The organism is Paenibacillus sp. FSL K6-1330, assembly GCF_037976825.1.
GTDB lineage: Bacteria > Bacillota > Bacilli > Paenibacillales > Paenibacillaceae > Paenibacillus_AQ.
In genome coordinates this window covers 6382501-6401547 of the sequence record NZ_CP150269.1, presented here as the reverse complement: position 1 = coordinate 6401547, position 19047 = coordinate 6382501, and the positions used below count along the sequence as shown (strand labels likewise).

General features: G+C 51.3%; 24 protein-coding genes (1 of these 24 only partly in view). 22 read left to right on the top strand and 2 right to left on the bottom strand.

The window, feature by feature from the left end:
* The first annotated feature begins 209 nt into the window (after positions 1 to 209).
* The gene (locus tag NYE54_RS29385) at positions 210 to 2399 is read left to right on the top strand and encodes an O-antigen ligase family protein (protein ID WP_339268064.1); all 2190 of its coding nucleotides are present in this window, start codon (positions 210 to 212) and stop codon (positions 2397 to 2399) included.
* A gap of 58 nt (positions 2400 to 2457) precedes the next feature.
* Here the strand turns inward: NYE54_RS29385 and NYE54_RS29380 are convergent, their stop codons facing one another.
* Positions 2458 to 2772, bottom strand: a complete 315-nt coding sequence (locus NYE54_RS29380; protein ID WP_076325438.1) for a hypothetical protein — start codon at positions 2770 to 2772, stop codon at positions 2458 to 2460.
* A gap of 151 nt (positions 2773 to 2923) precedes the next feature.
* On the opposite strand from NYE54_RS29380, the gene NYE54_RS29375 reads away from it, so the two are divergent.
* The 20 genes from NYE54_RS29375 (at position 2924) to NYE54_RS29280 (ending at position 18225) form a co-directional block, all read left to right on the top strand.
* Entirely contained in the window at positions 2924 to 3535 is a 612-nt protein-coding gene (locus tag NYE54_RS29375) for a DedA family protein (protein ID WP_076325439.1), read from the top strand.
* 3 nt (positions 3536 to 3538) lie between these two features.
* Positions 3539 to 4105 (top strand): thioredoxin family protein, encoded by a 567-nt coding sequence (locus NYE54_RS29370; protein ID WP_339268062.1) that lies wholly within the window; start codon positions 3539 to 3541, stop codon positions 4103 to 4105.
* A 2-nt stretch (positions 4106 to 4107) separates the two neighbouring features.
* The gene (locus NYE54_RS29365; protein WP_339268060.1) at positions 4108 to 4746 is read left to right on the top strand and encodes an MBL fold metallo-hydrolase; all 639 of its coding nucleotides are present in this window, start codon (positions 4108 to 4110) and stop codon (positions 4744 to 4746) included.
* 178 nt (positions 4747 to 4924) lie between these two features.
* Complete coding sequence (locus tag NYE54_RS29360; RefSeq protein ID WP_076325442.1) at positions 4925 to 5116, top strand: hypothetical protein; 192 nt, start codon at positions 4925 to 4927, stop codon at positions 5114 to 5116.
* 247 nt (positions 5117 to 5363) lie between these two features.
* Positions 5364 to 5909: an RNA polymerase sigma factor SigY gene (gene sigY, locus NYE54_RS29355; RefSeq protein WP_076325443.1), complete on the top strand. Its 546-nt coding sequence runs from the start codon at positions 5364 to 5366 to the stop codon at positions 5907 to 5909.
* A complete protein-coding gene (locus NYE54_RS29350; protein WP_339268058.1) occupies positions 5890 to 6228 on the top strand; it encodes a YxlC family protein in 339 nt (112 codons plus the stop codon). The genes sigY and NYE54_RS29350 overlap by 20 nt, the downstream gene beginning before the upstream one ends.
* A complete protein-coding gene (locus NYE54_RS29345) occupies positions 6228 to 6437 on the top strand; it encodes a hypothetical protein (RefSeq protein WP_076325445.1) in 210 nt (69 codons plus the stop codon). The genes NYE54_RS29350 and NYE54_RS29345 overlap by 1 nt, the downstream gene beginning before the upstream one ends.
* A gap of 44 nt (positions 6438 to 6481) precedes the next feature.
* On the top strand, positions 6482 to 6676 hold the full coding sequence (locus NYE54_RS29340) for a PLDc N-terminal domain-containing protein (RefSeq protein WP_339268056.1): 195 nt from the start codon (positions 6482 to 6484) through the stop codon (positions 6674 to 6676).
* Positions 6673 to 7596 (top strand): ABC transporter ATP-binding protein, encoded by a 924-nt coding sequence (locus tag NYE54_RS29335; RefSeq protein ID WP_339268054.1) that lies wholly within the window; start codon positions 6673 to 6675, stop codon positions 7594 to 7596. The genes NYE54_RS29340 and NYE54_RS29335 overlap by 4 nt, the downstream gene beginning before the upstream one ends.
* A complete protein-coding gene (locus tag NYE54_RS29330) occupies positions 7593 to 8369 on the top strand; it encodes a hypothetical protein (RefSeq protein ID WP_339268052.1) in 777 nt (258 codons plus the stop codon). Before NYE54_RS29335 ends, NYE54_RS29330 begins: the two co-directional genes overlap by 4 nt.
* A 214-nt stretch (positions 8370 to 8583) precedes the next feature.
* A complete protein-coding gene (locus NYE54_RS29325; RefSeq protein ID WP_071219588.1) occupies positions 8584 to 8964 on the top strand; it encodes an ATPase in 381 nt (126 codons plus the stop codon).
* Between the two features lie 173 nt (positions 8965 to 9137).
* A complete protein-coding gene (gene gatC, locus NYE54_RS29320; protein WP_009594109.1) occupies positions 9138 to 9425 on the top strand; it encodes an Asp-tRNA(Asn)/Glu-tRNA(Gln) amidotransferase subunit GatC in 288 nt (95 codons plus the stop codon).
* Positions 9426 to 9445: 20 nt separating this feature from the next.
* Positions 9446 to 10903, top strand: coding sequence for an Asp-tRNA(Asn)/Glu-tRNA(Gln) amidotransferase subunit GatA (gene gatA, locus NYE54_RS29315; protein ID WP_339268050.1), 1458 nt, complete (start codon positions 9446 to 9448; stop codon positions 10901 to 10903).
* Positions 10904 to 10933: 30 nt separating this feature from the next.
* Positions 10934 to 12373: an Asp-tRNA(Asn)/Glu-tRNA(Gln) amidotransferase subunit GatB gene (gene gatB, locus NYE54_RS29310; protein WP_339268048.1), complete on the top strand. Its 1440-nt coding sequence runs from the start codon at positions 10934 to 10936 to the stop codon at positions 12371 to 12373.
* Between the two features lie 118 nt (positions 12374 to 12491).
* Positions 12492 to 12950 (top strand): GNAT family N-acetyltransferase, encoded by a 459-nt coding sequence (locus tag NYE54_RS29305; protein WP_339268045.1) that lies wholly within the window; start codon positions 12492 to 12494, stop codon positions 12948 to 12950.
* A gap of 49 nt (positions 12951 to 12999) precedes the next feature.
* Positions 13000 to 13713: an MgtC/SapB family protein gene (locus NYE54_RS29300; RefSeq protein ID WP_076325452.1), complete on the top strand. Its 714-nt coding sequence runs from the start codon at positions 13000 to 13002 to the stop codon at positions 13711 to 13713.
* Between the two features lie 195 nt (positions 13714 to 13908).
* Positions 13909 to 14517, top strand: a complete 609-nt coding sequence (locus NYE54_RS29295) for a hypothetical protein (protein ID WP_339268044.1) — start codon at positions 13909 to 13911, stop codon at positions 14515 to 14517.
* A 49-nt stretch (positions 14518 to 14566) separates the two neighbouring features.
* Positions 14567 to 15886 (top strand): DUF4097 family beta strand repeat-containing protein, encoded by a 1320-nt coding sequence (locus NYE54_RS29290; RefSeq protein ID WP_339268043.1) that lies wholly within the window; start codon positions 14567 to 14569, stop codon positions 15884 to 15886.
* A gap of 87 nt (positions 15887 to 15973) precedes the next feature.
* On the top strand, positions 15974 to 16393 hold the full coding sequence (gene perR / locus NYE54_RS29285; protein WP_071219580.1) for a peroxide-responsive transcriptional repressor PerR: 420 nt from the start codon (positions 15974 to 15976) through the stop codon (positions 16391 to 16393).
* Between the two features lie 116 nt (positions 16394 to 16509).
* Positions 16510 to 18225 carry a glycosyl hydrolase family 18 protein gene (locus tag NYE54_RS29280; RefSeq protein ID WP_339268041.1) on the top strand — a complete coding sequence of 572 codons (1716 nt, stop codon included), beginning with the start codon at positions 16510 to 16512 and terminating at the stop codon, positions 18223 to 18225.
* A gap of 127 nt (positions 18226 to 18352) precedes the next feature.
* Here the strand turns inward: NYE54_RS29280 and NYE54_RS29275 are convergent, their stop codons facing one another.
* Complete coding sequence (locus NYE54_RS29275) at positions 18353 to 18718, bottom strand: YgzB family protein (protein WP_076325456.1); 366 nt, start codon at positions 18716 to 18718, stop codon at positions 18353 to 18355.
* A gap of 187 nt (positions 18719 to 18905) precedes the next feature.
* On the opposite strand from NYE54_RS29275, the gene NYE54_RS29270 reads away from it, so the two are divergent.
* A protein-coding gene (locus tag NYE54_RS29270) for a nucleotidyltransferase-like protein (RefSeq protein WP_339268039.1) crosses the window boundary here: on the top strand, positions 18906 to 19047 show its 5' end (the start). Its footprint extends 737 nt past the window's final position; only the first 142 of its 879 coding nucleotides appear in the window; its start codon is at positions 18906 to 18908; the stop codon falls past the right edge of the window.

Here is a 19047-nt window from a genome sequence, read left to right as displayed (position 1 = left end):
GGGGGAACATCTAAGCGATGGCATTCGAAGCCTTAATCCAGGGGATCAAGCGGCCTTATAGCCCGATGAGATCACAGACGCTGCTTCAAAGAATAACGTCGTAAGTCCTTGTCCACAATGGCTAATAGCTGGTTTGGCCAGAAGGACGGATGCCGTGTAAGGAGCAGCCGAGGTTGAATGGTTATGCATGGGAACGGGGGCGTTGGTTCATGGCAAGGAAGACCCTACATCGTAATTGCGGGATGATGCTGATTGCACTTGTCTTGGTGGCAGGTATCCGGAGCGGAATGTTTTTTGATGGAGATATCTATGGGGTCGGAGCCTGTTTTGGAGTGCTTCTGCTGCTTATGATGGGAACTAAACGGCATGGTGGAATCCAAGGTCAGGAGATTCATGGCATTGGCATGATGCCTGGATTGGTTAATTTGGATAAAGGTTTGCGAGTGGTGCTTGGGTGCATCTGCGGAATGATTCTCATGTATGTGCTTCATGCAATCGGGCGACCACTCTCTCTGGAAGGCACGATGAAAGAGATCATCCTGTGGGGAAGCTACGGCTCCTTTGCAGCTGTCGCCTGGCGTATATGCCGTGCAGGTGATGGCTTACGTATGATGCAGGCGGGTTGGCATCTGATGGGTGCTGTGCTGTGCGGCAGTGCTTTGCTTGCCGTATATGGGCTTTTGGAGCTGCCGTATGGGATCTATCATACGGCGGATGCGGACATCAGCGCGACGGGCGCGAGGCTTGGTGGCCTGCTTCAGTACCCGAACGTGTTCGGGGCCGTGATGGCCGCCTTCCTGCTGGAGCGGCTGTTCGCGCTGCCGTCCGTCCTGCGGACCCGGACGGGCACGCTCCGCGCAGCGGCTGCCCTGCTGCCGCTGCTGCCCTACACCGCCGCGCTGCTCCTGACGGAGTCGCGCGGCGCCTGGCTCGCGGCCGCCCTCGCGTGCGCGGCCGGATTCGCCCAGGAGCGGCGTGCTTTCGCGCCGCTCCTGGTGGCTGCCGCCGCGCCATTGGAGAGCGCGGCGCTGCTGTACCGCCAGCTGGCTGAGGCCAAGCTGGCGCCAGCCGTGCTGCCCGGCCTGCTATGGCTGGCCGGGCTTTGGGCCGGCGGCGTCCTCGCCGGCCTGCTGCTGTGCCGCTGGCGGCACAGCGGGGACCCGTGGCGGCGGTATGCCGCGCCAGGGACCCTGGGGGCTGCGGCGCTGCTGGCTGCCGCAGCCGGAGCGGTGATCCTGCATCAGGTGCAGGATCGGACTCTGGGCGGCGCGGCAACGCTGAGCGCGCGCCGCCTCATGTACAGCGACGCATGGCAGCTGGCCCGGTCGTCGCTGTGGCTGGGACGGGGAGGGGAGACGTGGCGGCAATCCTACCTTGCCATTCAGTCCCAGCCCTACGTGGGTGCCGAGGTGCACAGCGGATACATGGATATCCTGCTGAATGCGGGCCTGATCGGGTTGCTGCTTGTCCTTGTTCTGGTTAGCTTTATCGTTGCGGGGCTCATTGCTGTGAACTCCCGACTCATGCCCGCTGCTTTCGTGCTGATCGGACACGCGGCGGTGGACTTTGACTGGAGCTTTGGGCTGGTATGGCTGCTGCTGTTGTGGCTTACAGTAATGGGCTTCGCTGCGGCCTCTTCTGGTCGGGAAGTGCAGAATGGACCTATCGCAGCTCAAAGACGCAAACCCTTCAAAATAGGGAAGCAGCTGCTAGCCGTTTATGAAGGGAACCGGGGAAATCGGCCGTTGCTGCCATTGCTCAGGGTTACAGCGATCGTTCTGCTCGTATGCTGGGTTCTTCTCGCTGCCGCGCTGGGCATCAGCGAGGTCAAAGAGCGATGGGCCGCATCGGAACCGCCCGGACGGCAGATCGCGCTCCTCCAATCCTCGTTAAGGTGGAACCTTGCCAACACGGAGGCGGCACTGAGCCTGGCGGATTGGCTTCCCCCAAGCCAGCGAATCCCGCTGCTGAAGCGAAGTTTGGTGTATGCACCGAATCACCCGGGGCTGAGCTGGAAGCTGGCAGAGGCTTACTCGCTCAGAGGTGAATCGGAAGAAGCGACAGCCTGGTATATAGCGGCCATCGATCGGGATCGGTTCAATGATGTCAAACAAACCCGAGCCGTGCTGAAGCTGGCTGCCCTCGCAGATTGGCACCGGACGGGAGGAGATCCCGCCAGATCGGTTGAAGCAGCCCGGGCCGGTATGGATATCCTGATGCGCTATCGTGCCCTTGCGGTCGATTTTCGTGAGATGGATGATCATCGAAATGACCGGGAATTCGATCTGTCTATGCTTGCAGCGCGGCAGGCCAACCGTTTGGAAAAAATGCTGAATGGGGAACACGAAAAGCATGCGGCAAGGCAGCCCATGAAAGCAGATATCTCGGCCCGACGCTAGCGCGAATCATGCCGTACTGTCCATTTCACAGCAGGTAACGAAACAAGGAAGAGCAGCGTTATCCGCCGAAGGCATCCCGGAAGGCCGAGGCCAACTGACGTTCAGGAACCTCCCACAGCCCGGCCAGTTCGCCGCAGACTTCCTTTTCCCACCAGTCGCACAAAAGTTTCTTGTTGCTGTGGTTTTCGTGGATCCAGATCAAATTACCGATAACCTTCCGGTAATACAATTCTTCACCTTGCTTCAAGGCTTCCGGAGGAAGGTACAGCTTGAGACGTTTGGTCGTGCGGTATAATTCTTTGCTGCAGGCCCGCCGTATCCCGCGCGGGGAGGGGGGCTTGCTGCCCGGTTGTTTGGCATGGGGAGAATGCATGCGTGACTCACTCCTTTGCTTCACCATATGTCCCGAAACGGGCGAAAGTCACTGTGCCGTCTATAATTGGGCGCAGTAGTAGGCATGTCCCGGGCTGTGTTAGAATAGGCTAGTACTAGAAATCAGCGCAGGAGGAAAGCGGGGGACAAGCGTGGAATTCTTTTACGAGGTTGTAGCCCGGTTGTTTGAATGGATCCAACAGCTGGGTTATTTCGGAATCATGCTCGGATTAATGGTGGAGGTCATCCCAAGCGAGATCGTACTCGCCTATGGCGGTTATCTGGTGTCTTTGGGTGAGGTTCATTTTCTCGGAGCCATGCTCTTCGGTACCGCTGGCGGCGTGCTCGCACAGTTGTTTATTTATTGGATCGGCCGTTATGGAGGCAGGCCCTTCTTAGAGAAGTACGGGAAGTACATATTGATTAAGAAGAAGCATATCGATTACGCCGAGGAGTGGTTTAGCAAGTACGGCACTGGCGTTATATTTACGGCACGGTTTGTACCGGTGGTACGGCATGCGATTTCCATACCGGCAGGCATATCCAAGATGCATGTGGGAAGGTTTACGCTGCTGACCACACTAGCTGTTATTCCATGGACGGCATTATTCTTATACCTCGGATTGCTTCTGGGTGATCAATGGGAGCATATTGACGAGAAAGCAGGGCCATACGTGCAGGAAATTCTGCTGGGGGCATTGGCCGTCATGATTCTTTATTTTTTGATAAAATGGATAAAATCATCGAAGGCGAGGTCGAAATAACGAATGAGCATGAATATGGCAAATCATTTGGGGACAGGCATATCTCCACAGCAATTTATGGACGGCATGCAGAAGAACCAGGAGACGTTCAAGGCAGGATATGAACAGTTTGTCTGGGAGAATGAAGAGGATAAAGCGTTCTTCGAAAGTCTGAATTTCCGGGATGACCTGCGGGTCCTCATTCTGGCAGCGGACTGGTGCGGTGATGTTGCACGCAATATGCCTGTCGTATTCCGGGCGATGGAGACTGCCGGGATTGAGACCGAAGTGCTGATTATGGAAGAGAATCTGGATGTCATGGATCAGTTCTTGACCATGGGTGGTCGTTCCATTCCGATTGTTATCATTTCAGATACCGGAGGGCATGTTCTCGGTACATGGGGACCGCGCCCGGCGCATGTGCAGAAGTTTATGATTGAGTTTAAGCAGAACAATCCGGATCGTGAAGCACCGGACTATCAGGACAACCTTGCAGTCACACGACAAAGCATTATTCAAGCCTACGGGGAAGGGTATGAGTTTCACGCTGCCATCATCAAGGAATTGCGTGAACTTATGTCAGGGTTCTAATCATGACACTTCATATTGAGACTTTTAATTTAGGACCGCTTCAGACGAATGCGTATTTACTGACAGGGCCTGTAGAAGGCAAAGCAGTCATCATCGACCCTGGCATGAACCCGGGGCCGCTGCTGAAGCGAATAGCCGATTTGGAAATTGAAGCGATCCTGCTGACCCATGCGCATTTTGATCATATGGCCGGTGTCGAGGAAATCCGTAAGCTAAAGGGTTGTCCTGTTTACCTGCACACCCTGGAGAGTGAATGGCTGTCCAACCCGAAGCTTAACGGCTCGATGATGTGGCCACAGGTAACGGAACCGCTGTCCACCGAGCCGGCTGAGTACGATTTGGCGGACGGACTTGAGCTGCAGCTAATCGGACATACCTTCAGCGTCTTTCATACACCGGGCCATTCACCGGGAAGTGTGAGCTTCAAATGTGGAAATGATCTGTTTTCCGGCGATGTGCTGTTCCGTCTAGGCGTTGGGCGAACGGACCTTCCTGGAGGTCGTGAACGTGATTTGTTTGATTCCATTCAAAATACGCTGTACAGCTTCCCGGATGAAGTCGTTGTGTACTCCGGCCATGGTCCCCGGACAACCATTGGCTATGAAAAACAGCGGAATCCTTACGTCCCTGCCAGCCGATAAGATAGCTTCCGACATAAATCGGGAATTTTTGTCTGGACAAACATAGACAACATTGATACAATACGGTTAATTAAATGTTACCCTTGCGAAGCACGCAGACTGTGGAATTTATCCCGGTTTGCGTTCTTTTATTTTATGGGGAGTTTTTTGGCATGGACGTAATTAGGGGGAAGCGCCAGTGAGGAAAGATCATCTATCGCTGTTGAACGGAAGGGCTACAAGAGGCGAAGCGATTGATCGACAATCGGAGTCCCGCCGGCAGACCCAGACGGAAATATCCTCGGTTGTCTGGGACAGGCTGGTGAAGGATGAAGGGATAGCGCAGCAGCCATGGCATCATCGGCTGCAGGTTATAAGATTTAATCAATAGATCGACATACGAACATGACACCCTCATCATGAAGTGAATGTGTTCTTTCTATTGGGGAGGGCGGCCGGTTATTTACCGGCTGCTTTTTTTTGAGTTTTTTTACAGATATCGATGAATTTCTTGCCGACATGATTGAATTTAAATAAATAATATCATTCGGTATACGATAAATATAAATATCCATTTGAACGATTAGCTGTCGGTAATCGTATTACGGTGGAATGCGAAAGAAGGTGATGATTTCATCATGATCCCTGATGAAGAGGGTTTGATACGACAAGCGCAATTAGGAGATGCAGCGGCTATGGCGCTATTATTCAAGCAGCATTATTCCTTTCTTTATAAATATTTGCTTAAGGTAACGATGGACCCGATGGTTGCAGAAGATACTGCACAGGATACCATTGTTCGATGCATGGAGAATATGAACCGCTACAACGGAACGTCATCTTTTTCCTCATGGATGATAACCATTGCTACTCGATTGTTCATCGATAGTACCCGGCGAAGGAAGCGGGAGAAGAAATGGCTGGAGCAGGAGGCGCTTCAGTCGGCAAGGCGGATGCGCTGGCAGATGGAGCGGCGGGGAGAAGATTGGACAGACATGCTGGATGGATTATCGCGCTTATCCGAAGATCACCGGATTGCCATACTGCTGAAGCATTATTACGGTTACAGCTATGATGAAATCGGAACCATGCTTGGCATTCCCGAGGGAACGGTAAAATCACGAACAGCCTACGGTATCAAGCAGCTGCGAAAGGAGATGGGTGATGATGGTCAAAGGGCCTGAGCATGAGGATGATGCTTGGATTGAAGGATTGACTCAAGAGTTGAAAAGAGTAGATGAATTGTTTGAGGACGTGCCGTCGCCCTCTCTGGAAGGAATGCACAAGTTGGCCGTTCATACCTTGGAGCGGCGCCGGCGCCGGATGAAATACGAGTTGATACTCTTTCTTCTGATTGCAATCTTTATCGTTGGTGGCGGATTGATGGCTGCCTTGGCGGCGCCGATGATCCTACTGTTTATTCACGGGTTCGGCATGGTTGCCGGGATTTCCGTTCTTGTATTTTCCAAGAGTCTGAGATCTGCCGGAAAGAAGGGAATCTGATGAATGAAGTTAACGAGAGCCCGCTGGGAGTGATCATCCTTGCCGTTGTGCTTGTGCTGATCCAAGGGACATGGCTTTTCCTGGATGCCAGGAAACGGGGGCTTGGCAAGATGGCCTGGTTCTGGGGGATATGGGGGTCTACGACAATGCCGCTGCCGCTGCTTTTTTACTGGATTTTTGTCATTCGTAAAGACGAAGACGACCACTAGTCTTAAGTTCTTACATTATATATGGAAAATTAGGGGGATTAAGAATGGATATGATTTGGGGATTGATCTGGCCGATTCTTGCACTGCAAGTGATTCTCGCGGTGACAGGACTTGTATCTCTGTTTAGGGCAGAGCCAGCAAGCATACGTGGGCCGAGATGGATGTGGGTGCTCATTATACTGCTGGGCAACCTGATTGGTAGCGTTGCTTATTTCGTTGCGGGGAGGCGAGAAGTTTGATAGAGAAGCTTTTAAGCATTCATGAATTGACCAAAAGCATAGGAAGCATCACGCCGGTCAAGGGCATCTCATTTGAATTGCAGCGTGGAAGCTGCACCGCCCTGCTTGGTCCTAATGGTGCCGGCAAAACAACCACACTGCGGATGTTGGCTGGATTAATTCCTCCAACCCGGGGGGAGATCCGATACGGATCGGCCGATACGCAAACGAGCGGTTGGCGTAACCGTATTGGTTACTTGCCTCAGTACCCCAAGTTTTATAGCTGGATGTCGGGCATCGAGTACTTGTCTTTCAGCGCCAAGCTGTCGGGATTATCCGGACGAGAGGCTAGTAAGCGAAGTCGGGAAGTCATCGAAATGGTAGGCCTGCAGCAGGCGGCTAAACGCCGAATATCCGGTTACTCCGGCGGAATGAAGCAGCGGCTTGGCATTGCTCAGGCACTTGTGCATGAGCCCGAGCTGATTATGCTGGACGAGCCGGTATCGGCGCTTGATCCGATCGGACGCCGTGAGGTAATGGACCTTTTGGATCGCTTGCGCGGGGAAGTCACCGTTCTGTTCTCTACCCATGTGCTTCACGATGCGGAGGAAATTTGTGATGACATGGTACTGATGGTAGACGGGGAAATTGCGGAGAAAGGCGCCCTTAGTGAACTTCGCACGAAATACCGCCAGCCGGTCCTATCGATTGAGGTTGAACCGGGGGAGCGGGAGGTTGCTTGGCTCGACAGTCTTGCGAGCCGTCCTTATGTGCATGAGATCGAGCTCGGCAAACGAGGCGCCAAGCTGTTGGTGACGGATATGGATGTTGCGCGTGCTGCGTTAATCAAGGAGCTTGCCGATGACGGAATCGAGCTGCTTCGTTTTGAAGCGGGCACGTCTTCGCTCGAGGATATGTTTATGAAGGTGGTGGGCTCATGAAGCCGTTCTGGATTTATTATCAAAAAGAAATGCTCGAGGCAGGTCGGACCTATAAATGGATTTGGGTCCCCGCGGTCTTTCTGCTTCTTGGCATTATGCAGCCGGTATCCACTTATTATTTGCCGGAGATTCTTACCATGGCCGGGGAGTTGCCCCCGGAGGCAGCGGCATTATTTACTGTCCCGTCCGCTGAGAGCGTGATGGCATCAACCTTGAGCCAATTCAGCACCATCGGCCTGCTGGTGCTTGTGCTGGCCGGAATGAACACGGTAGCAGGGGAGCGGGCCACCGGCACGGCTGAGCTTGTTCTCGCCCGCTCGGTATCCACGATTCCCATGATGTCTGCCAAATGGGCTGCCATGATGACGTTGATGGTCGTTTCTTTTGCGCTTGGGCTTGGCGGTGCTGCTTATTACACGTATCAGCTCATCGGTCCTTTGGAATGGGGAGCGGTTACCAGCGGCGGAGGTTTATATGCGGTATGGCTGGCCTGGATCGTAACGCTTGTACTGCCGCTCGGCGCCTTCCTTCGCGGGCCAGCTGCGGCCTTCATCAGCTTGGCCGTTGCCGGAGTACTTTCGCTCTTATCCGGTTTGCTGCCCTCCCGCGTTCTATGGAGCCCGGGCCGGTTAAGCAGCATGGCCGCGGAGCGAATCCTTGGTATAGGGAGCAGCGCGTGGTTACCGATACTCGTTGCCATGCTGATTATGGTGGTGTCGATTATCGTTGCCGCCAAGCTGCTCAGAAGGAGTCCATTATCCCCGCAATCCTAGTTTCCATGGGAGATTCAGGTTTTATCTGAATCACATGGACATCTCTATCTTTTTTTAGTAGACTATGAAGACAAGAAAAACGTCTATCGACGTACGTTATCAGAAGAGAGACCGTATTTAGCGGAAGTTTTTCTTGCGAGATAAGGATGATAAACCTCTGAAGTTTATATTTTCTTATCTCTTAAAAAAGGATAGACAACTCAGGAGGTAGACGATGCTGCGTTTAGGGGAAAAGATTACAATCGTTGCGGACGCCTTTGAGCAGAATCTTCCAATCGGTCAATACGGTTATATCATCGCTTATGACCGAAATCCGGACAATGCGTTCGATTACGTCATTCGGATTCCGAGCCTCAACCGTAATTTTTTTGTTCCGGCAGATGATGTAGAGCTGGAATCAATCGTGTTGAAGCAGGAAGCCGAGCGGGTCGAGCGGGAAGCGCTCATCGATTTCGCCCTGTCGACATATAATGAGAAGCTGTTTCATCAAGTGATGAACGGCGAGTTGGAAAGTGTTGAAGAGGAAGAAGAGACCAAGGAAGCAATATCCCAGGCGGATTTCATCAAACAAGTGAATCTTCGTGCTTGGATTTAGAAGAGTCGGCTGAGGCCGACTCTTTTTTGATGGAATGGAAAAGTGACTTCGAAGCGGCAAGCTTCAAGCTGTTTGGATTGAATCTTGCATGCTTCTACAATATAATGAGAAAAGTTGTCGTGACAGACTTTACCCCTTTAACTGGATAGGGGCATGAAGGAGGATGTAAAGCCATGAGCATTACCGATAAGGATGTTCAGCATGTAGCAAAGCTGGCCCGTTTGAATTTGACGCCTGAAGAAGAGCAGATGTTTACCGGCCAACTGAATGCGATTTTACAATATGCCGAGAAATTAAACGAATTGGATACAGACGGCGTTGAGCCGACTACGCACGTGCTGCACCTCAGCAATGTCATGCGGGAAGACGAAGTACGCGAGAGCTTGCCCATCGAGAAAGTGCTGCTTAACGCACCCGATGAAGAAGACGATCAAATTAAAGTACCTGCTGTTTTGGAATAGCCTGAAGGGAGGATACACACTTGAGTCTGTTTGATTATAAGTTAACGGAGATACATAATAAGCTGCAGAATAAGGAGCTTTCCGTAACCGATCTGGTTGACCAAGCTTTTACTCGTATTTCCGAACGTGAGGATCGGGTGAAGGCATTTATTACTTTGGACGAAGAAGGTGCTCGTTCATCCGCCAAGGCTTTGGATGAGAAGCTGGCTTCAGAGGGGACGCGCGGTCTGTTGTTCGGGCTTCCTGTCGGAATCAAGGATAATATCGTGACAGAAGGACTTCGCACTACATGCGCAAGTCAGTTTTTGTCCAATTTCACACCGGTTTATGATGCGACGGTTGTCGGTAAATTGCGTGCAGCGGATACGGTGACAATCGGTAAGCTGAACATGGATGAATTTGCAATGGGAGGCTCCAATGAGAACTCCAGCTTCTACCCGGTGCGTAACCCATGGGATTTAGATCGGGTGCCCGGTGGATCTAGCGGCGGCTCGGCTGCGGCTGTAGCTGCAGGTGAAGCATACTTTTCGCTGGGGTCGGATACAGGCGGTTCCATCAGGCAGCCTGCCTCTTATTGCGGTGTCGTGGGACTGAAACCAACCTATGGCCTCGTATCCCGGTTCGGCCTTGTTGCCTTTGCATCATCGCTGGATCAGATCGGACCTTTGACGAAAAATGTGGAAGATTCGGCGTATGTCCTGCAAGCCATTGCCGGTTATGACCCCATGGATTCGACATCCGCCAAAGTGGACGTGCCCGACTATCTGAGTGCGTTATCCGGAGACGTTACGGGTCTTCGCATTGCCGTGCCTAAGGAATACCTGGGCGAGGGTGTTGACGCTGAAGTGAAGGAAACCGTCCTGAACGCACTGAAGGTGCTCGAAGCAATGGGCGCTACCTGGGACGAAGTTTCCCTGCCACATACCGACTATGCGGTAGCAACATATTATTTGCTCGCTTCTTCGGAGGCTTCTTCGAACCTGGCCCGCTTTGACGGCGTACGCTATGGCGTTCGTTCCGACAATGCAGGCAGCCTGATCGACCTGTATCATGAGTCCCGCAGCCAAGGCTTCGGCGATGAGGTGAAACGCCGCATCATGCTGGGAACCTATGCGCTGAGCTCGGGCTATTACGATGCCTATTATTTGAAGGCACAAAAAGCCCGTACGCTCATCAAGCAGGACTTCGATAAAGTATTCGAGCAATATGATGTCATCATCGGACCGACAGCTCCGACTACGGCTTTTAAGCTGGGAGCTCAGGTGGACGATCCGCTGACGATGTATTTGAATGATATCCTGACGATTCCTGTCAGCTTGGCAGGTGTGCCGGCAGTGAGTGTTCCTTGCGGATTTGCGGACGGACTACCCGTTGGCATGCAAATTATCGGCAAAGCCTTTGATGAGTCGACCGTACTGCGCGTCGCGCATGCCTACGAGCAAAATACTGAACACCATAAACGGCGCCCTGAACTGTAAACCGGCGGCAGAGAAGGAGGGAAACAATCGATGTCTACATCAAAATATGAAACGGTTATCGGATTGGAAGTGCACGTAGAGCTGCATACGAATTCCAAAATATTTTGCGGCTGCTCCACTGCGTTTGGAGCCCCGCCGAACACACATACATGTCCCATCTGTCTTGGCCATCCCGGCGTCCTGCCCGTATTAAACCGCCAGGCTGTGGAATATGCTATCAAGGCTGCCATGGCGCTGAACTGCACCATCGGCGATATCAGCAAATTTGACCGCAAGAACTATTTCTACCCGGATTCTCCGAAAGCATACCAGATTTCCCAGTACGATCAGCCGATCGGTGAAAACGGCTGGATCGATATTGAGGTGGACGGAAAGACGAAGCGAATCGGGATCACCCGGCTTCATCTGGAGGAAGATGCCGGTAAACTCACGCACGTGGATGGCGGATATGCATCGCTGGTTGACTTTAACCGCGTAGGCACGCCTCTTGTTGAGATCGTGTCCGAACCTGAGATCTCAACGCCGGAGGAAGCCAAGGCTTATCTGGAGAAAATACGTGCGATTATGCAATACTGCGACGTCTCCGACGTGAAGATGGAGGAGGGTTCGCTTCGCTGCGACGCCAACATCAGCCTTCGTCCATGGGGACAGGAAGAATTCGGCACCAAGGCCGAGCTGAAGAATATGAACTCCTTCCGCGGCGTACAGCGCGGTTTGGAATATGAGCAGTACCGGCAAACGGAAATTCTTGATGAGGGCGGCGTGATCGTACAGGAAACCCGCCGCTGGGACGAAGCACAGGCAAAAACCTTCTCCATGCGCGGGAAGGAGCAGGCGCACGACTACCGTTATTTCCCGGACCCGGATCTGGTATCGGTGCATATTAGCGAGGAATGGAAAGAAGCGATTCGTGCGACGATTCCGGAGCTTCCGGATGCCCGTAAGGCACGTTATGCTTCGGAGTATGGATTGCCGGAGTATGATGCTGCGGTCATCACGTCGTCCAAGCTGCTCGCCGACTTCTTCGAGGACAGCTTGAACTATACGAAGGATGCCAAATCCATATCGAACTGGATCATGGGAGATTTGCTGGGTTATTTGAACTCGAACAATCTGGAGCTGTCTGAAGTGAAGATCACGGGCCAAGGCCTGGGCGAGATGATCGGATTGATCGAGAAGGGAACCATCAGCAGCAAAATCGCCAAAACCGTCTTCAAAGAGATGCTGGAGAGCGGCAAGCTGCCTGCACAAATCGTTGAGGAGAAGGGCCTCGTCCAAATCAGCGATGAAGGTGCGATCAAGCGTATTGTCGAGCAGGTGGTTGCAAACAATCCGCAATCCGTAGAGGACTACAAGGCAGGTAAACAGAAAGCAATCGGCTTCCTGGTTGGTCAAGTGATGAAAGAGAGCAAGGGAAAAGCTAATCCTGCGCTGGCCAACAAACTACTGGTTGAGGTGCTGAACGGATAATCAACGTTCATCCGTCATGTTCCCGAAATGTATTTAGATAATGGGAGCTTGTCCCGTATTTAGGGGCAAGTTCCTTTTTAAGATATCAGAAATAATAACTTGGTTAGGGGATGAATATATGATAAAAGCATTGTCTTTGGAGGATAGGGATACCGTCCAGCAGATATGGAGTCTGCAGCACATGGCGTACCCTTTGGAAGCTGAATTAATCGGATTTTCCGAAATCCCCCCACTGCAGGATACTTTCGATACGATCCGTACGAGCGGGGAAACTTTTTTTGGTTATACAAATGAAGAAGGCGACCTTATTGGAGCTATTGCGGTAGAGCCGGAACAGGAGCAGGTCACCATATCACGGATGATGGTCCATCCCGGTCATTTTCGCAAAGGGATCGCGGGGACTTTAATTCGACATGTGTTGGAATCCTACAAGGAAGCGCCATTGTTCGTGGTCTCAACAGGGACGCGCAATACGCCTGCGGTAACGTTGTATGAGAAATTCGGATTTGTAAAGAATCACGCTTTTGAGGTTGCTCCGGGCGTGGAATTGACCGAGTTCCATCTTCATATACAATGAATGATATAGCATAAGCGATTGAAGGCGACGTGAGGGGAGTATCGTTCTTTTGAATAATCCTTGGGTGATAGATAATGTATCCATTTTATTAAGATTGCTGCTGGCTATGCTGCTTGGCGGCTTGATCGGTTTTGAACGGGAACGTTCCAACCATGCTGCAGGATTGCGCACGCATATATTGGTATGCTTGGGTTCTACTCTTATTATGCTGTTATCCATTTACGGTTTTTCCGATTTTGTAGACGAGATAAACGTTCGGATTGACCCTGCGCGCTTGGCAACGGCCGTCATTACAGGGATTGGCTTCTTGGGTGCCGGTACCATTCTGTTTACGGGTAAATCCATTACCGGATTAACCACTGCTGCGTCCATCTGGGTTGTGGGAGCCGTGGGGTTGGCGGTCGGGGCTGGATTTTACTTTGCCTCGATTGTATCGACCGTACTAATTCTTCTTAATCTGGTTGTCTTCAATAAGCTGGAGCAGCGTTACATCCGCGGCAGCAAACTCCATCTCATCACTGTCCATGCAGCGAATACGCCGAATATTTTGGAGGACATATCCGCTGTTCTGGAGGAACAGGAATTCGTGATCAAGAAGCTTATCGTTAACGAACGAAGCAGTGTGGCATACGGGGAGCTGCAGCCTGCGGTATTAGGGCTCGAAATTTCGCTGCACGTCTTGACCGATCGCAAATTCGAACCGATGGAGATTACCCGGCAATTACGGGGAGTCGGTCATGTAACGATGGTAACGGCTGAATAGGATATGGAATGAACCATAACAAACGGCAACTGCTGAACCACCGGCGGTGCCGTTTTTTTGCGGGCTTGCCGGCCTTCTGCGGACAGTCTATCCAGTTTTTTGCCAGTTACTTCGGCTCCTCGTTGGGGTACTATCAAAGAAAAACATCGTAAAACAACGCCTGTCCCAGGATGTTTGGAAGGAGGCGAGAAGGTTATGAATCCAACACCCGAACCACAAACCGAAGTCAGCAAGAAGAAACGGCATCAGGTCCAGGTTAAGCGCCACCCGGGGCTGCAGCGAAAAAAGCGGAAATTATATGCACTTCTATTAGCCGCTCTCATTCCGGGCCTGGGTCATTTATACCTCGGTATGTATCGCAAGGGGATCACATTTATTATGTTGCTGCTGCTGGATATATCGGCGCTTTTATATTTCTCTTCCATCGGTATGCAGATCAATGTACCGCTGCTTGTCGTCCTGGGTCTTCTGATTCCGGTAGGGTATTTCTATAACGTGTATGACGTGCTGCAGGCAGCAGAATATATTATTTCCCGGAAAAAACGTGGTGAGGTAGCCGCTGCTTCCGAGGACGGAAGAGAACGGAACCATCCGTTTCGGGGTGAACGGGGAATCGCTTTTGGCATCATGTTGGTTGTTACCGGGACCCTGCTTATTTTGTTTCATCAGAAGCCGCCTTGGCTGCAGACAGGAATACGCGACTATGGTGCGGAAGCCTCTGCCATCATGCTGATCGTTATCGGGATATGGGCAGGCATCCGGGAAGCTCTCCGGCACCGAAGAGACAATGGCAAGTTCCTATAATGCACACAGTGTACGGTGATAGCTGCCCAACAGATGAGGGAGGAGACGGATGAAACATAAAATTAGAGTGGGACGATATACAGCCGCTTTGCTGCTTGTATGTACAGGCGTTTTATTGCTGCTGGACGAGTGGAGAGGCACGGATTATATATTTACGCTCCAGCGTTGGTGGCCGCTGTTATTTATCCTGCTCGGCGTTGAATATTTAGTCAGGTACACGCTATCGCGTCTCTTAGGCAAAGGCAAAGAATTTCGGTTTCGGCCGGACATGAGGGGGATTTTGCTGGCAGTGGCTGTTACGGCCTCCGTATTCGTCATTTCCCAGCAGGAGCATTTTCTCCATCTCTGGAACCGGGTGAGCCTGAACTTGACGGCAGCGGGAGTGGATTACAGCGAAGCTGAAGATAACCGGTTCCAGAAGTCCACATTGGAGATTCCAGTGGAGCTTGAAACCGAGAAAGTCATCGTTGATCACTTAAACGGGGATATCTCCATCACACGGCAGGATGTCGACGATATCAAGGTGGAGACGGAAGTATGGGTCGATCATGAGCAGCCCGGTTTAGCTGAAGCGATCGCCGAGCAGTCGACGATCGAAGTGGGGGAAGGCAAGACGATCACGATTCGTTCCAAGGGGAAGACCTATGGAGAATCGGGTAAGCGGCAGCCCCGTATGAACTTGAACATCGCGGTTCCGGATGATCGACGATTCAATTTTGAGATACGAACGATGAACGGAGCGATTACCTTAAACCGGGTGGAAGCGATTGAGAATATTTTGCTGGAGAGCGGTAGTGGGCCAATTACGATGGATCGGATATACGGAAATGTTACGGGCAAGACCTTAAATGGCGAAATTACGGCGCGCGGCGTTACCGGTAATATTAAAATGTCCACTAATCGCGGGAATATGCTGGCCGTCGACATTACGGGCGAAACGGATTTAACCACGCAAGTAGGAAATATGACGGTAAAGCGAACGACCGATCTTATCCGGGCTCAGACGAGGAACGGCAATATTCTGATCAGCGGGGCAGAGTCGCAATTAAACGCTGAATCTCTCAATGGTGGAGTGGCTATACGTTCATCCCGCATTGGTGGCGATTGGAATGTATACAGTGCGGTTGGCGAGATGAATCTTCACATTCCGCTCGAGGGCGATTACAAGCTAGAAGGGACGATTAGCTACGGCAGAATTCTGACGACGCTGCCCAATCTCTTGATCGAACAGAAAACCATCTCCGGTGGATCCGGTACAGGCGAACATTCCATTCGTATTGAGGGAAACAGTAATCTGAACATCTACCGAAGCTATCCGGAGCAGGAGGAAGGCCGGAACAGCGGGGGCTGGACGCCTCTGCCGGATTGACAACAATCCAAGAAACGCCGTACAATGAAGTCTAAGAACGGTATAGGTTTTGTAAAAACCAGTTAAACTTGAAGGCGGTGGGCAACCATGGGAACGTCCGTACAGCATGCGCTGGAACAACTGAAAACGACCGGTGTCCGCATCACGCCGCAACGTCATGCGATTTTAACGTATCTGGTGGAATCTATGGGCCATCCGACAGCGGATGATATTTATCGGGCTCTGGAGCCTAATTTTCCTAGTATGAGCGTAGCCACAGTATACAACAATTTAAAAATGTTTATTGAAGCCGGCATGGTGCGTGAGCTGACGTATGGGGATAACTCGAGTCGTTTTGACGCCAACGTATCGGATCATCATCATGTTATATGTCAGAGTTGCGGTAAAATCGAAGATTTCAGCTATCCGTCCCTTGAAGATGTTGGAATACAAGCTGAGAAAAGCACCGGGTTTGAAGTAAAGGGACTACGAATGGAGCTGTATGGGCTCTGCAAGTCCTGCCAATAGACGCCGGTTATTATAAATGAACGTGCGGAATGAACCATTCCACACGTTTTTATTTTTAAGGGCGTTATTCTGTATCAAGGGATTAGTCATGAGCAAGAGTGAAATGGGGGAGTAGGTTGGCAAGAAGAAGATATCGGGGAAAGAAGCGGCGTACGAGAGGAAGCTCTTTCTTTCTGGGGTTGTTGTTGATTGCGGCCGGGGTCTGGTGGGTTGTTACTACATTATTTCCGAACCAGACCTATACCGTGCCGGACTGGCGTGGAATGGACAAGCCGATTTTTGTTCAGGGGGAACTGAAGGAACAGCCTGCACAGGGCTCCGGGGAAGAGCTGCTGCTGCCGATAACGGTGATTCAGGAGAGCGTGGATGCCAACATCCGTTATGAGCAGAAAACGGAATCCGTCATTGTAACGACTTCGGAATCGGTATTCCGCATGAAGATGGACAGCACGAAGGGTGAGCTGAACGGCAAGGCGGTCACTATTCCCTACGCACCTAAGCTGATTGACGGCATTGCCTATGTTCCGATTAAGCCGCTCAAACAGCATTATGGTGTGGCCATTCACGAGGACAAGGCGACAGGCGCCATCATTCTGATGCGTGCGGGGGATTCGATTCAGCTTGCCGAGGCAGCACCCGGTAACCCTGAGGACACCGTGGCTCTGCGCGAGAGCGGGGAGAAAAGGTCTCCGATTGTACTGGACATGCCGGCCGGTGAGCGGCTTCGCGTATGGCGTGAAGAAGAGGGATGGTTATTCGTCCAGGCAGATAACGGGTATACGGGATATGCTCTTAAAGAGCAGATTAAACTTGGGGACGTGAAGGAACTTCCGCTGCTTGCACAGACTCCTTCGCGGGCAGAGCTGGAATGGAAGGATAAGTCAGTCAATCTGGCATGGGAAGCTGTTTATACCAAAAATCCCAGCACGGATCGCATTGGCGAACTGCCCGGTGTCAACGTGGTCAGTCCGACCTGGTTCAACATTGTGGATAGTGAGGGCACGGTCAAATCCAAAGCTGATAAGCAGTATGTAAGCTGGGCCCATAACAGGAACATGGAGGTATGGGGTCTGATGGACAACAGCTTCGATCCTGATATGACAACCGAGGCGCTGTCTACTTTTGATAGAAGATCACATATTATCAAGCAGATGCTGTCTTATGCCAAGCAATATAAACTCGACGGAATCAATATCGACTTTGAAAATGTCCACACCAAGGATAAAGATCATGTCGTTCAGTTCGTGAGGGAAATGAAGCCGCTGGCCAAAGCCAGAGGGCTGATCGTTTCTATTGATGTTACGCCAAAATCGAACAGCGAGATGTGGTCGCTCTTTCTCGATCGGAAGCGACTCGGAGAGACGGTTGATTACATGATGGTGATGGCTTATGACGAGCATTGGGCCGCGAGTCCGAAAGCGGGATCCGTATCTTCGCTGCCATGGGCCGAGCAGTCGGTAAGGCGAATCATGGAGGAGGACGCGGTACCGTCGTCCAAGCTGGTGTTGGGCGTACCGTTATATACACGGGTGTGGACGGAAACAAGCGAAGCGGGAGAGACGAAGGTATCCTCGAAAGCGATTGGAATGGAGAAGCTGCAGACCCTGCTTAAGGAACAAAAAGTGAAAGGTACACTTGATGCCAGTACAGGGCAGAACTATGTTCAATTCACAGAGGGAGAATCCATCAAGAAAATATGGATGGAGGACGGCACTTCTCTCCAGTCCCGAGTGAATATGGCCAAAAAGCTGAAGCTCGGCGGCGTTGCTTCGTGGAATCGAAGCTTTGCCATTCCGGAAACCTGGCATGTTCTGAAGACGATACATGATTAAGGATGAACAGAACTTATCTTCATATCATAATAAAGAACCCGGTTATCGCGAGGATAACCGGGTTCTTTGTGTTTAATCGTCTTACGAGTTGCGAATCCTATTGAATATGCAGGTTCTGCAAATCCCTTTAGGATTTGGTTTGCTGGGCTTCAAGCTCTTCTGCTGTGATGTTGGCCTGACCTGGATCCAGTGTCAAAATCGTATGGCAGAACATGCAGCGGTCGGTTTTTCCCAACATCTTGGTCAATTTATTGCATTCCGGGCACTGAATTTGGACGGCACTCGTGGATAACATACCTGCCCAGAAGTAAATGCCGAGACTCCCCAGCATCATAATCAGGCCAAACACCAATCCGATTCCGGCAAATATTTTGCCTGCTTGGCCGAAGAATACGATTCCGGCTGTACCAAGCACCATAAGGCCCATACCCAGCATCGTCAGCAGCAATCCCCAAGTGCGGAAGGCGTTGATTTTTGCGTTTTTAAAGATCATGGCTCGAAAACTCCTGTCATTCAAATAGTTGTTTATGAAATAACGTGAACCGAGAAATGAAATCTTGTATTTTCGTTTATCGTCTTCATAAGATCTTATCTCCTAAAAGAAGGAACTTACATGGACATGTAGAATTACATTATAACTGAAATGGCTGAAATTCGCCAAGGAATGTATGGAGGGAAACGTGGAATTAACCAACTTTTCTTTTTATTATGGAAATACGGTTGATGAGGAAGCTGTAGGGGCGATAGCATACCGTAATTCGGACAAAAGGCAGCAAGGATTACTTGTTTATGATTTTGAGGTTAATATTGTTGTCGTGTATG